The 15,002-nt window shown below is 55.9% G+C and carries 7 protein-coding genes and 1 rRNA gene; 3 read left to right on the top strand and 5 right to left on the bottom strand.

The genetic code is table 11. The annotated features are described in order from the left end of the window. The 3 genes from NZ823_13530 to NZ823_13520 all read right to left on the bottom strand — a co-directional run. Positions 1–1,407 (bottom strand): 16S ribosomal RNA (locus NZ823_13530); the annotation flags it as partial. 215 nt (positions 1,408–1,622) lie between these two features. Further along, a complete protein-coding gene (locus tag NZ823_13525; protein ID MCS6806145.1) occupies positions 1,623–2,555 on the bottom strand; it encodes a carbon-nitrogen hydrolase family protein in 933 nt (310 codons plus the stop codon). A 140-nt stretch (positions 2,556–2,695) separates the two neighbouring features. Beyond that, positions 2,696–4,798 carry a S46 family peptidase gene (locus NZ823_13520; GenBank protein MCS6806144.1) on the bottom strand — a complete coding sequence of 701 codons (2,103 nt, stop codon included), beginning with the start codon at positions 4,796–4,798 and terminating at the stop codon, positions 2,696–2,698. A 208-nt stretch (positions 4,799–5,006) separates the two neighbouring features. Between NZ823_13520 and NZ823_13515 the strand changes: the two genes are divergently transcribed. Beyond that, entirely contained in the window at positions 5,007–7,652 is a 2,646-nt protein-coding gene (locus NZ823_13515) for an N-acetylmuramoyl-L-alanine amidase (GenBank protein ID MCS6806143.1), read from the top strand. A gap of 458 nt (positions 7,653–8,110) precedes the next feature. Here the strand turns inward: NZ823_13515 and NZ823_13510 are convergent, their stop codons facing one another. Further along, positions 8,111–9,565, bottom strand: a complete 1,455-nt coding sequence (locus NZ823_13510; GenBank protein ID MCS6806142.1) for an NADP-dependent isocitrate dehydrogenase — start codon at positions 9,563–9,565, stop codon at positions 8,111–8,113. A gap of 1,381 nt (positions 9,566–10,946) precedes the next feature. Then, a complete protein-coding gene (locus NZ823_13505; GenBank protein MCS6806141.1) occupies positions 10,947–11,636 on the bottom strand; it encodes an arylesterase in 690 nt (229 codons plus the stop codon). Positions 11,637–11,738: 102 nt separating this feature from the next. Between NZ823_13505 and NZ823_13500 the strand changes: the two genes are divergently transcribed. Both NZ823_13500 and NZ823_13495 read left to right on the top strand, forming a co-directional pair. After that, positions 11,739–12,464, top strand: a complete 726-nt coding sequence (locus NZ823_13500; GenBank protein MCS6806140.1) for an ABC transporter ATP-binding protein — start codon at positions 11,739–11,741, stop codon at positions 12,462–12,464. Further along, positions 12,436–14,976, top strand: a complete 2,541-nt coding sequence (locus tag NZ823_13495; GenBank protein ID MCS6806139.1) for an ABC transporter permease — start codon at positions 12,436–12,438, stop codon at positions 14,974–14,976. Before NZ823_13500 ends, NZ823_13495 begins: the two co-directional genes overlap by 29 nt. Positions 14,977–15,002: the final 26 nt, after the last annotated feature.

The raw sequence follows: 15,002 nt of genomic DNA, 5'->3' as shown, positions 1-15,002 counted from the left end.
GTGTTGCCAGCTCCCATGACGTGACGGGCGGTGTGTACAAGGCCCGGGAACGTATTCACCGCCGTATGGCTGACCGGCGGTTACTAGCAACTCCGACTTCATGGAGGCGGGTTGCAGCCTCCAATCCGAACTGAGACCGGCTTTGTGGGATTGGCTCCGCCTCACGGCTTGGCAACCCATTGTACCGGCCATTGTAGCGTGTGTGTAGCCCTGGACATAAAGGCCATGCTGACTTGACGTCATCCCCGCCTTCCTCCGGCTTGCCACCGGCAGTCCCGGAAGACACCTGTAACTTCCGGCAGGGGTTGCGCTCGTTGCGGGACTTAACCCAACACCTCACGGCACGAGCTGACGACAGCCATGCAGCACCTGTGCACGCTCCCCGAGGGGTCGGTCGCCTTTCGGCTTCCTACTACGTGCATGTCAAGCCCAGGTAAGGTTCTTCGCGTTGCGTCGAATTAAACCACACGCTCCGCTGCTTGTGCGGGCCCCCGTCAATTCCTTTGAGTTTTAGCCTTGCGGCCGTACTCCCCAGGCGGGCCACTTAATGCGTTAGCGTCGGCACGGAGGGGGTCGATACCCCCCACACCTAGTGGCCATCGTTTACGGCGTGGACTACCCGGGTATCTAATCCGGTTCGCTCCCCACGCTTTCGCGCCTCAGCGTCAGGTAGGGCCCAGCCGGCCGCCTTCGCCACGGGTGTTCCTCCCGATCTCTACGCATTTCACCACTACACCGGGAATTCCACCGGCCTCTGCCCCCCTCCAGTCCGGCAGTCGCCGCGGACCTCCCCCAGGTGAGCCAGGGGCTTTCACCGCGACCTTACCGCACCGCCTGCGCGCGCTTTACGCCCAGTAACTCCGGACAACGCTCGCCCCCTACGTCTTACCGCGGCTGCTGGCACGTAGTTAGCCGGGGCTTCTTCCACCGGTACCGTCAGCCCTTCGTCCCGGTGAAAAGGGGTTTACAACCCGAAGGCCGTCCTCCCCCACGCGGCGTCGCTGGGTCAGGCTTGCGCCCATTGCCCAAGATTCCTCGCTGCTGCCTCCCGTAGGAGTCGGGGCCGTGTCTCAGTCCCCGTGTGGCTGGCCATCCTCTCAGACCAGCTACGGATCGTCGCCTTGGTGGGCCATTACCCCACCAACTAGCTAATCGGACGCGGGCTTCTCTCTAGACGCGAGGTCTTGCGATCCCCCGCTTTAGCAAGCTCGCCATGCGGCCATCTTGCATTATGCGGTATTAGCCCAGGTTTCCCCGGGTTATTCCCCATCCAGAGGTAAATTACCCACGTGTTACTCACCCGTTTGCCACTCTACTCAAGAGCCGAAGCTCTCTTTCGCGTTCGACTTGCATGTGTTAGGCACGCCGCCAGCGTTCGTCCTGAGCCAGGATCAAACTCTCCGAAAAAACTCGTGGAGTCGGTTTACCTGAAACTCATCTGTGAAACTGGGTTACGCACTACCTAGTTTTCAAACATCAATGCCGTGATGATTTTCTCTCAACAGGCAAACTGCTATTCTAACAAAAAAATCATCTCTGTCAAGAAGTGATTGTGAATTTTTCAGTGTGAGTTCGATGAAAGTTACTACCGAGATCAATTGATTCCAATGTAGCGACGACCGTCATTCATCAAATGAAGCGTTAGTATGACGGAAGCGATTAACATGTAGCGTCAGTACATCAGGTCGCGCATAGTGTCCGGCAGGATCAAAATTCTGTCGTTCGCGGCGGACCTGCCTCAAATCAATCTCCGCATAAACGATCCCTTCTTCATCAACCAGTGGACCGGCTGCACATTGACCGTCGGGCCCATAGATGCTCGTGCCACCATTATAGAAAATTGCTTCCTGCTGGAGCATCTCGCGCTTCAACGGAAATGCGTCGGGGATGTCTTGTGCGCGCAGCACGCCGCATACGCCAAGCACATAAACGCGCCCTTCTCTCGCTACAAACGGAGCATTCTCTTCAACCAGCTTGTGGCTGCCTGGCCACACTGACACATGCAGCTCTTCACCTTGAGCATACATGGCCGCGCGCGCCAGCGGCATCCAGTTCTCCCAGCAGTTTAAGCCGCCGACGCGCCAGCCGTTGTAATTCAGTACGCGTAAACCATGCCCATCACCGTCACCCCACACGAGTCGTTCTTCGTAAGTCGGCTTGAGCTTGCGATGCGCGTTGATGAGCCCTTTGTGCGGATCAATCGCGGCCAGCGTGCAATAGACAGTACCGTTGTGGCGCTCGCTAACACCGGCATAAACGAAGATGTCGTGTTCGCGCGCAGCACGCTCGAGCGCGCGTATCTCAGGACCATCTAGGCTGACTGCTTGATCAAGTAACATCGCGTAGGCTTCTTTCTGACGGTCGTCATTGAACCGGGCGCCGCCGGTCAAACTCAACCACGCTGGATAGCCACAGAGGTATACTTCGGGGAACGCACAAAGGGACGCACCGTTTCGTGCAGCTTCAGCGATAGCATCAAGCATCTTATCCAACGTCGCCTGGCGATTGAGAAAGACAGGCGCGGCTTGAATACCAGCAATCTTCATAACGGTCATTGAGGGCTCGTGCCTCGTGGATTGTATTCTGAGTCGTAATTCGAATCACGAACCACGATTCACGAGCCACGAACCACGATTCACGAGCCATGAATCACGATACACAAACCACGATCCACGAATCACCGGTCCATGTTCTCTTATTTTGCCGTCATCGTCGCCGACATTTTACCTTCTAGCTCGTCAGCCAGCGCACCGGCGTCATAAATCTTGCGCAACGCCTCAATGATGGCGGCGCTATGGACGGAAACGGCACGATTTTTTTCTTCTTGATAGACGAACCGACCGGCCAAGCTTTCGATGTTACCGTCGAAGATCAAGCCAACCAACTCAGCCTCCCGATTGATGACGGGTGAGCCGGAGTTACCTCCAATGATGTCGTGGGTCGTGACCATGTTAAGCGGCGTAGATAAGTCCAAGTTTTTTTCCCGCTGGATGTATCGCGCTGGCAAGTCGAACGGGGGTTTCATATCGAAGCTATGCGCCCGATCATAGAGGCCGTAGAATGTTGTTTTCGGCGGAGCGATGGTGCCATTCATAGGGTATCCTTTGACGGTACCATAAGAGAGTCGCAACGTGAACGTGGCATCAGGATAGGTCGTCTTCCCGTAAACGGCGAATCGTGCTTTCCCGATTTTTTCGCTGGCCGCTGCTTCGATACTCCTGACGTTTGTCTCCAACCACTTGTTCATCTCTCGGACGAAAGGATCAATCTTGCGAGCCATGACAATGAGTGGATCATTGGAGTTAGCCACAACAGCTTCACCGCCATCGAGCAACGATCGGCGAAACTCAACATCGGCCAATTTGGTGCCGGCAATCACCTCTCGCGCCACATCTGCTGGCTGACGGCCATTCAACACTGCTTTGATGAACGGATCGTTTGGCCCTAATGCTTCGAGTGATTCCTGCAGGCTGTCGGCCAACACGACCTCGTCTACGCCCGGATAGACGGGAGCCTTGGACAGCAGGCGGAACCTCAATGATTCAAGCTGTGCCTCACGAAAGCCGTCTAGCCGTTCCCCATCGGGCTTTTTGACCTCGGCCACATATTGCACGATCGCTAAGGCAAGAGCTGGCAAACGCGCCTGGCCAGTTAGCGCGCGGTAGCGGATCGGTTTGAGCATCTCCAGATACTTAGCCTGTGCGTTGGCTATTGCGTCCCACGCGTCGCCGTACTCTTTTTGCCACTCTTTATTACGAGCCACCAGAGCGCGAAATTCTTTTTCTTCTTGTTGCTTCTTGGCCATCACGTTCTTGTCCAGCAATCCTTGATGATATCCTGTCGTTGCTTTCAATGAATTCTCCAGTCCAAAGATCAAACCGGCAACCTGTCGCGCCTCTTCTGGTCCGCGCTCAGCGTAGCGGCGCAAGGCGGCCAGCCGACGTTGCAGTGTACGGAGCGTGAGGGGGAAGAGGTGATCACGTTGCAACTCCATCTGAGCGACGGTTTGCAACCGATCCGTCCGGCCTGGATGACCTGCGACAAAAACGAGCTCGCCATCTGCGGCGCCATTGGCGCTCCATTTCAAATAGTGTTTGGTTTGGAGCGGCTTGTCGTTTTCATACACGCGAAACAGGGCAAAGTCCAGATCATGGCGTGGGTAGGTGAAGTTATCTGGGTCGCCGCCGAAGAAGGCGATTTGCTGCTCCGGCGCAAACACCAATCGCACATCCGTGTATTTTTTGTACCGGTAGAGCCAATACTCGCCGCCCTGATAGAGCGTGACCACATCCGAGCGCAGGCCGGTCGAGGCCAAACTCTCTTTCTCAATTCGAGCAATCTCCGCTTTACGCGCGTCCAAGGCTTCTTTGGCGCTCATACCTTTTTTCACGGCGCCCTGCACGCGAGCCGTCACGTTTTCCATCGCTACTAACACATTGAGCTCCAGGTCTGGGCACTTCAGTTCATCGGCCATGCTCGGCGCGTAGAAACCGTTTTTGATGTAGTCATTCTGTGGCGACGAGAGCTTCTGAATTTGTCCGCGACCGACGTGATGATTGGTTAACACCAACCCGTTAGGGCTGACAAATGAGCCTGAACCACCATCATTAAATCGCACGCAAGAGAGTCGCACGTGATCGAGCCACTCCTGCGTCGGCGTGAAGCCGTATCGCTCCTGCAATTGTTTGATCGGCGGATTATCGAACGTCCACATCCCTTCCTCGGCCAGCGCTACCGGCCCACTTATCAATGACGTAAGCAACAAAACGCTGATGGTAAGACTCGACCGTTTTTTCATTGTGCACCTCTACAATGAGCTTAGGTTAATCTCCTCCTTGGAGAAAATAGTCTGCAATTGCATCAATCATCGTTGATTGTTTCGCTACATAGCCTCGCTGATCAGATGGCATAGCTTATGGAAACCAACTAGGATTGACAAGGGCTGGCGATTGTCGCCACCATAGCGCGGTCAATCACTGAAAACCTTACAAGAGGACGAAGCGAGCATGTATCAGGCACGCCGGTTTCACGCAATCTCGTGGCTTTTGGTGCTGTTGAGTCTCGCCTCGCTCTCTGCCGGTGCGATACCCAGAATTGGCGTAGGCGCACAAGAGCTTTTGTCTGCGCTCCCTGCGGGAACGAAACTCGACCGCCTCGATATGGTGGGACAAACTGTCACCATCTATCTCACATTGCCTGATCATCTGATTAGCTCTGACACATTCACGTATGCCATGTCGGATGAAATTGTCGAGCGCGTGGTGGATACGTTGAGCCTTCAGTACCCTCATCTGCGCTATTTTCACGTCCTGGTCAAAGACCCCGCTGATGGGACCTTCAAGCCGATCTCGTCGTTGCTGCCGGAGCTGCCACCGATTCCGAGAAAACCTCATCAAGGCCAACGCCATCACAAAGCGGCCTCGCCGCCGGCATTTGGTCAAGCTCAACCGGTCGGAGCACTCACTGGCAAGACAATTTTTCTCAGTCAGAGTCACGGTTGGTACTGGCACACGCAGTTTGGATGGCTGACACAACGCCCGAATACCAACGACATCGTCGAAGATTTCGTCACGCCAGAACTCATCAATCAATACCTGGTGCAGTATTTGTGGAATGCTGGCGCTGACGTGTGGACCTGCCGCGAGCGTGATCTGAACACGCAGCAGATCATTGTTGACAACGATCAGGCCGATGGTTATAGCGAGACGGGCGCATGGCAAACGGGCTCACTGCCTGGGTTTGGCGGAACATACCGCATGGCCATCAGCCCAACGGCTATGGCCAGATGGCAGCCGACGTTCCTGCAAGAGGGCGATTATGCTGTGTATGCCTGGTACGTTGCTGGTAGCAATCGTTCCTCGCGTGCGCGATTTGAAATCAATCATGGTGGCGGTCAAACGGTCGTGTTGGTCAACCAACAGGTTCACGGATCAACGTGGCGTTACCTGGGCACATATTACTTTCGCGCCGGCCGCTCCGGTTCGGTCACGCTCGTTAATGAATCAGGCGCTGCTGGTGACACCGTCATTGCTGATGCGATTCGATTCGGCGGCGGCATGGGCAGCATCGCGCGAGGTGGTACGACCAGTCAACGACCGCGATGGGAAGAAGCTGCGCGATATTTCGCTGAATTTCAGGGAGCGCCGCCGCAGGTTTTTGATCCACTGAGCACCGGCGAAGACCGTGACGACGATGTCACCGCTCGCCCGCGTTATGCTGAGTGGGAAAAAGAGCCGGGAGAAGATGCCGTCTACATTTCACTGCACACCAATGCTGCGGCGACACCCAACACCGGCACCGGCACGGAAACCTATATTCACAACACGGCGCCATCGCCTGGCAGCGCGTTGTTGCAGCAAGCGGTCCATCAGGAACTCATCAACGACATTCGCCAGGGCTGGGATGCAAACTGGCGTGACCGGGGACTCAGAACAGCCAATTTCGGTGAACTCCGATTACTGACGACCATGCCCGGCGTGCTCATCGAACTGGCCTTCCACGACACCAGCACGCCCGACGCTCAATATCTCCGCGAGCCACTGTTCCGGCAATTGGCAGCGCGAGCAATCTATCAGGGCATCGTCAAATACTTCGAGCAACGCGATCGAGTTGATTTGCCTTTATTGCCGGAGCCGCCCACGCATCTGACCGTTCACAACACGGACTGGCAAGAAGTCACGATTTCGTGGCGCCCGCCCCAGACAGACCGTGTCGGTCTCGTCGGTGATCAAGCAACTTCCTACAAAGTCTACACAAGCGCCGACGGCAAAGCCTTTGATAACGGCGTGGCAACCTCCGATACGTCGCTTACACTGACCGGATTGACACCTGGGCGCGTCTACTATTTTCGCGTCACCGCATTGAATGACGGTGGTGAATCGTTCCCAACCGAAGTATTAGCCGTCAAGGTCGCTGCTGGAGTGGCGCGACCAGCGATGCTGGTTGTCAACGGATTTGATCGGCTCGACCGGTTCGCGCTTATCCCTCGATTCGAAAGCGGTCCACTGGGCACAGTCAGACGCATGTTTCTGCAACGGATGAACACCTACGACTACATCATCGAGCATGCCACGGCCATTGACGCTCATGGCGTAGCGTTCGATTCATGCTCAAATGAAGCCGTTCGGGATGGCATTGTGTCGCTGGCCGATTATCGGGTGATTGATTGGATTTTGGGAGAAGAGTCTACCGCGCATGAAACATTCGACACGGATGAGCAAGAACGTATCAGACAATTTCTTATGATGGGCGGCAGCTTGTTTGTATCCGGCTCGGAAATCGCCTGGGACCTTGATCAGCGCGGCAGCGTTGCAGATCGGTCCTTCTATCGAAATTTCTTGCAGGCGCGTTATGCCGGCGATGACTCTGACACGCACACGGTCACCGGGACGGGCGGCATCTTCGCCGACATCGGCTTGTTTATGATTGACGATGGACGGCGACGATATGATGTTGATTCTCCCGATCAATTGCTCCCGATTTGGCCAGCCACGGCCAATCTTATGTACGTTGGTGGAAGCGGCGGTCACGCAGCGATTGAATATGCCAGCGCATACAAGCTTGTCCATTTCGGTTTTCCGTTTGAGGCGATTGTTGACGCAGAGATTCGACGAACGATCATGGCCCGAATATTGACCTTCTTCGGACTGTAATATCAATAGTTCGGAGAAAGGCCAAGTTTGATGAAGCGCCATGCAAACCGGGACCAGAACGTCCCACGCGCCAACCTACGCTTTCTGTGCGCATTTCGGATTAGAAGTGCTGTATGGCCCGTCATCGTCTAACACAGCCAGCATCTCCATGAATCATCATCCGGTGCGCTTGAAGATGTATGGTTGCGAAAACGGAAGCAGGAGAATCTGATGCTGCCTCGTTGCCGCCTTGTCTAACGAGCAAGCCAGCCGCCGGGGCGGCCGATGAACCTTCCTGCTGACCACAAGGTTCTAATGCCGCCCGGTCGGCGCCGGCTTTTTATCCAGCGGTTGCATACTCTTGTCAACGGCTATGCCTATCGTTCCTCGATGGGCGATGACTGCCGCGTTTAATCCAGCGGTTGCATATTCCTGTCAAGAGCATTTGCTTTGGGCATTTCACGGTTCTGGGTAAACGCTTAGTCCTCGCCCTGGGCCTTGGTGAAGGCCTCGTGGCCGTCGAACTCCTGCAATTTCTCTATGTGCATCCATCGGTGCTGGCTGGCGATCCGCGACACCAGGTTCAGCAGTTGCTCATCGCTCAGCTCGCCACTGTTGTTGCGAAGCACGAAGCGGCAGCGCCAGTGATCTACGCAGTCGGTCAAAGCCCCCACTGAAGGAAACACCTTGGTGCCTCGATTGGAGACCATCTTCAGGCGCAGTGGCGTGCCTTCCGCAATCTGCTCCAGGCTGTGCCCTAGGTCATCAGGTGAGAGCGTTGACTCTACGAACACGTCCACACCGATGACGCGGCGCGAGGCCGGCGTGATGGCAGCCGTCGGTTTACGAGCCGGCAGCTCAATTGGGCGATAGCTGCGCACGGGAGTGTGTTGAGGTGTGCGGCCCAGGTTAGCGATGATTGCGTCTGCGAAGGCTGTCGTGCTGGCCCCGCGATCATAACCAACCACGTCGCCAGTACGCACGCGGCCTTCCTCCAACGTTACCAGGAGAGCCTGTTCGATGCGGGCTGCTGTGTCGAAATCACCGATGTGGCGGAGCATCATCACGCCGGACAGGAGCACCGCTGTGGGGTTGATGACGTTTTTGCCTGCGTACTTGGGCGCGGAGCCGTGAACCGCTTCAAAAATAGCCACCTCATCACCCAGATTGGCTGACGGCGCGAAGCCCAACCCGCCGACAAGCGCCGAGGTCAGGTCGCTGATGATGTCGCCGTTCATGTTAGTGGTGACGATGACCTCGAACTGTTCGGGCCTCTTCACAAGCTGATGCGCGCAGTTGTCAATGATGATGTGCCACGACTCTAGGTCAGGGTACTCTGGAGCGATCTCCTCGAACGTGCGCTTGAGCATCCCTTCGGTCAACTTCATGATGTTCGACTTGGTCGCGCAAGCGACCTTCTTGCGTCCTTCCGCTCTGGCCAGCTCGAAGGCGAGGCGGACGATCTTCTCACACCCTTTGCGAGAAATTAGCTTCAGACACTGGGCAACGCTGGGGGTCTGCATGTGCTCGATGCCCGCGTAGAGGTCTTCAACGTTTTCGCGGACGACCACAAGATCAATGCCGCGCCCGCTGTACGGTGTTGGCACGCCGGGCAGCTCACGCACGGGGCGGACGTTGGCGTAGGTTTCAAAGAGCTTGCGGAGCGTCACATTGGCGCTCTTTTCGCCGTAACCCACGGGCGTTTCCAGCGGCCCCTTGAGCACAACGCGGGTGCGCCTAATAGATTCTATCGTGTCAGCAGGAACGCCGGACGCAATGCCCTGCTTAAAAACGCTGGCGCCTGCCTGGTGCTCTTCCCAGTGCACCGAGGCGCCAGCAGCTTCGATGATTCGCTGCGTGGCTCGTATGCACTCAGGACCAACACCATCACCCGGAATGACTGTTACCACACGCTTGCCGTTCTTCAGTTCCATTGAAAATCATCCTCCTGAGGTAGGAATACATTCGAGAGAACTCCGTGGCAGAATCGCTCGCCGCTCACTGCTGCATCGCCCATCTCCTCCGCCGCCGACCACGAATTAAGTCACTCTGTGGAATTAGCCCGATCACCTCTTCTGCTTCATGCCCTCCAGTTGCCTGTCAGAGGAGGCTGGCTAAACGGCGCACGCCACGACCACCCTGATTCATACGCATAGGTGTAAGCCATCATCGTGTTGAGCCCTTTAAGTCCAAGGAGTGCCTGGATAGCAAGAGTTTCTGGAAAGCACGAATATCGTACACCTCCTCCAAACAAGTTTGTAGCAAACGACTGCCTGAGCGTGTGCGGGTTCGCCAGCTTAGCGATCCCGAGCTGTCGCACAGCTTGCATCTTTACCCGATGATTAACGCCGTGGAAAAAGATGAAGCGCCCGATGCACATGAGACAAACCTGTTTGCTCCGACGGCTGTCGCATTGCGCCCAGATCGTTTGATGTACTCGACCCAGGAGCTTGGGGTTCAGCGCGTTCGCCGACGAGTCTTCATTGGTTGCAGGTAGCCTGGAGTCACCCGCAGACACAGCCAGCTTATGCGGAATCAACCGGCTCGCCATCGGGTCCTCTCTCCAGGGGTTCGCGCCCCACACCATCATCTGACATTGTTCTCTCTAAAAGTCTCGTGGGAGTGTATCTAAACCAAAAAAGCAAAGTCAAGTCAATAGCTTTGGCACCGTTTCGCCGTTGATGCCTCAAAAAGAGGATCATCTGGCAATCTCCCTGAAAGGCCACGAGCAGCCTGGCACTAGCTTTGTGCTGACGATGGATCAAAGAAGCGGAGCAGAATCGCTCATGCGCAACAGCATGCCACGAACAGTCAAAAAGAAACTCTCTCGCGTCGTCCGGATATGTCGTGGGCTTACGCCAACTGCGGCGCAAAAAGAGCTTGTTCTTTGTAAGAGAGAGTCCCTTTGTGGCGCCCGTTGAAGTGTGGTGTTTTGAACCGAGCGAGCCTCAAGCAACAGCGGCAGCCGCGCGCCAGAGGGGAACTAGCCGTGTAACGTCTGGATGGGCGTCATCTCCAATCGTTGGCGCCTTGAAGAGGTGAGTGTTCTGTTTCTTGGTGCTCGTGTTTTCTCTTCCCGTCTGTTTATCACGGAATATCACCTTCCCATGCTGAGCTGACGAGCGGCTTCTCACTCCAGCGCTTCGACCTCAATCCGTCATCAGATGTTGACCTGCCCGAAAAGACACCGCGAGCGCCTCGAGTACATCCGCACGAGGCAAGATCAAATCGAATGAGCCAGCCGCGAAAGCAAATTGCGCTTAACAGGCTCCAATACAGGTTTGAGCACAGCCTACACGATTCTGGCTACGATCTTCATTGAATAGACTCCAGTACAGGCTTGAGCACCGTCCACACATTCCGCGCCACAATTTTATGACCTTCAGCAGTCGGATGAATGCGATCAATCAGGTTTAATTTCGGATCAGCCGCGACGCCTTCCAGCAGAAATGGAATCAACGCGGCGTTGTTAGATCGAGCCAGCTCAGGAAAAATCTGTTCGAAAGCTGATACGTATTCTTGCCCCATATTGGGCGGCAGCTTCATGCCGGCAATGACGATCTTCACGTCGGGATACGCGCGTCTTGTCTTATCAATGATCGCTTGGATATTGCGTTTGGTCTCACTGATTGGAACGCCACGCAATCCGTCGTTCGCTCCTAATTCGATCACCAGCACATCAATCTTGCGCTTGAGCAGCCAATCCAGCCGACGCAGTCCGCTGGCTGTAGTGTCGCCGCTGACGCCGGCATCCACGACCTCAATGTTCCACCCAAGCTTATCAATCTCATCTTGGATCAACGCCGGAAATGCTTGCTCGCGGCTGATGCCGAACCCAGCGGTGAGGCTGTTGCCCAGAATTACAACCGTCTTCGGCTCCGGCTCATCAGTTGTCAGTTCCGGCGGACTCGATGATGATGTGGGCGGCCCTTGGCTCGATGCACAGGCAACCATCAGCAGCAGCGAGAGCAAAACCATCGCTCTTGTTTTCACCTTCTGTGGCATGGCCTATAATCTAGTTTCTAGTTTGAACTATGTCAAAACGTCCCATGCATAGCCTATCAGCGACCATGCCGGCAACGTCGTTGTCGCTCTTAACTCGACCTTATGAACACCACACCTATTTTGACTGTTGAACATCTGACCAAAACGTACCGAAGCGGAGATCGAACATTGGTCGTTCTGAACGATGTTACTTTCTCTATCCCGAACGGCTCAACCTGCGCCATTGTGGGTCCATCGGGAAGCGGCAAGACGACATTGCTTGGCCTGTGCGCCGGCCTTGATGAGCCGAGTTCCGGTTCTGTCATCCTTAATGGAATTCGCCTGAGCGAGCTCGACGAAGACAAACGCGCCGAGGTGCGAAATCAATTCGTTGGCTTCGTCTTTCAAACGTTCCAATTGATCCCCACGCTGACCGCGCTGGAAAACGTGATGGTGCCAATGGAACTGCGCGGTGAGAATCAGGTCAGGTCACGAGCCGTCGAATTGCTAGCTCGCGTTGGATTGGAAGACCGGCTTCATCACTATCCGGCGCAACTGTCCGGCGGCGAACAACAGCGTGTGGCCCTCGCTCGCGCATTCATCAACAATCCTACGATCTTGTTCGCTGACGAACCGACGGGCAATCTGGATGGCGAAACCAGCGAGCGCGTCGCGCAGCTCTTGTTTGAATTGAATGAAGCCGCCGGCACGACGTTGATCCTGGTGACACATAACATCGAACTCGCTCAGCGAACGCAACGCATCATTCGTTTGAAAAGCGGCGCGATCGTTTCAGATGAACCGACACAGGAGACAACTCATGTGCTTGATGCGCTCGCTCATCAGTAGCTGGCCTTGGAAGATGGCCTGGCGAGAGAGCCGTTCTCATCGGCGACGGCTGGTGCTCTTCGTCTTGTCCATCGCGCTTGGTGTGGCGGCGCTGGTTGCCATCGCGTCATTTGGCCAAAATCTGGAGCAGGCCATCAATGAGCAGGCCAAGGCGCTGCTGGGCGCCGACCTGCTCATCACCAGTCGCCAGCCGCTCACGCCGGACGTGGATGCTTGGCTTCGCTCGCTGGGCGGAGAACAATCGCGCGAAACGAGCTTCGCGTCAATGGTCTCACTCCCTAAGAATGGTCGCACACGACTCGTCCAGGTCAGAGCACTGGAAGGACGATTCCCTTTTTATGGTCAGTTGCAGACTGCGCCGCCTTCAGCCGCGCATTCGTTTCAAGATGGGCCGCAGGCGCTCGTCGAAGACGGATTGATGCTGCAACTGGACGCGCAGCTCGGCGATGAGATCAAAATCGGCGCGTTTACTTATCGGATTGCTGGACGGCTCTTGAAAGTGCCGGGCGAGGTCTCGCTCGATTTGACCGGCCCGCGTGTCTACATCCCGATGGCTTATCTGAATCAAACCAAACTCCTACAACGCGGCAGCCTGGCCAGCTACCGAGCCTACTTCAAATTCGACCAGAACACTAACGTCGAGCAGGTAGTCGCTCGCGCGCAACCGCAGCTCACCGCATACCGGCTAAGCAGCGAAACAGCTCAGCAACGCCAGATGGCTCTGGGACGTGCGATGGAGAATGTGTATGGGTTCCTGAATCTGGTTGGATTCATTGCGCTACTGCTTGGCAGCATCGGCGTCGCCAGCGCCATTCACGTCTACATTAAACAAAAAATCGCCACAGTGGCTATCTTGCGGTGCATCGGTGCAAAGACGAAACAAACGGTGACCATCTATGTCATCCAGGCTACGCTGATGGGGCTCATAGGCGCCACGGCAGGCGCGCTATTGGGAACCGGCGTTCAGCGCGTGTTGCCGCGCGTGTTCAGCGATTTTTTGCCGGTGAGTGTGCCGGTGACGATCTGTTGGCGCGCGATTGCCGAAGGTATGGCGACAGGTCTTGGCATCACACTTCTGTTCGTGCTTTTGCCGTTGTTGTCGGTGCGCCGGATTTCGCCGCTACGGACGCTGCGCGTGTCTTACGAAGAAACGCACTCGGCGACGAATGACCGGCTGCGATGGGTGATCTACGCGCTGATTGCTCTGGCCGTTAGCGGGTTCGCCGTCGCGCAAACCGGACGCTGGACAGTGGGAATCGGATTTGCAGCCGGCCTTGGTGTGGCGTTCGGTGTGCTGGCAGGCGTGGGCGCCCTATTGATGAAGTTGGTAAGAGCCTATTTTCCGACCGGCTGGACCTATGTTTGGCGTCAGGGCTTAGCAAATTTGTATCGGCCCAATAACCAGACTGTCGTGCTCATCTTGGCACTCGGACTGGGCACATTTCTCATCTCAACGCTCTATCTGACACAGCATACGCTCTTGTCGCAGGTCGCCGGCGTGGGCGGCGGCAACAACCCCAATCTGGTGTTGTTCGACATTCAGAATGATCAAAAAGAGCGCGTGGCGAATTTGGTTCGTTCATTTGACCTGCCGTTGCTTCAGCAGGTTCCTGTGGTGACGATGCGACTGGTGTCAGTCGGCGGTCGAAGCGTCGCCGAGCTGCTGAAAGACCCAACACGATCAGACTGGCCATTGCAGCGAGAATACCGCGTGACTTACCGTGAGCGCCTCATTGACACCGAGCAAGTGGTGGCGGGCCGCTGGCAAGGGCGCGCGGTTGATCCGGGAAAACCGATACCGATTTCATTAGAAGAAGGCATAGCGCGACCGCTACGGGTCTCCGTCGGCGATGAGCTGGTCTTCGACGTGCAAGGTGTGCCAATCCGCACGGTTGTTGGGAGCATCCGTGAAGTCCAGTGGCGGCGGATACAGCCGAATTTCCTGGTCGTGTTCCCTGCCGGCGTGTTGGAAGACGCTCCGCAGTTTCACGTCTTCGTTACGCGCGCCTCATCGAGCGAAGCTTCGGCGGCTGTGCAACGAGCCGTTGTCAAGCAATTCCCCAATGTCTCCATGATTGACCTGACACTGGTTCTGGACACCGTTGATTCAGTTTTGACAAAGGTCTCTTTTGTCATTCAATTCATGGCGCTCTTTAGCATCATCACCGGGTTGATCGTGTTGGCCAGCACTGTGGTCAGCAGCCGCTATCAACGAATGCAAGAAAGCGTCCTGCTGCGCACGCTTGGGGCATCACGAGCGCAAATTATCCACATCATGATGGTCGAATATCTCTGTCTGGGCACGGCAGCGGCGTTGACCGGCCTGTTGCTGTCGCTGGCCAGTAGTTGGGCGCTGGCTCGTTTCGTGTTTGAGACGCCGTTGAAGCTGGCTCTTGTCCCGGTTGCCTCGGTCTGCGTGTTGGTCATTGGCCTGACCATCTTGATCGGCATGCTCAATAGTCGCGGCACGTACAACCGCCCGCCGCTTGAAGTGCTCCGCGTTGACGTGTGAGTAAACCTGAGCCGCCTTCTCAATGA

This window comes from Blastocatellia bacterium (assembly GCA_025054955.1).
Lineage (GTDB): Bacteria > Acidobacteriota > Blastocatellia > HR10 > J050 > JANWZE01.
The sequence above is the reverse complement of the archived record's forward strand: the minus strand, read 5'-3'. Positions and strand labels throughout refer to the sequence as shown.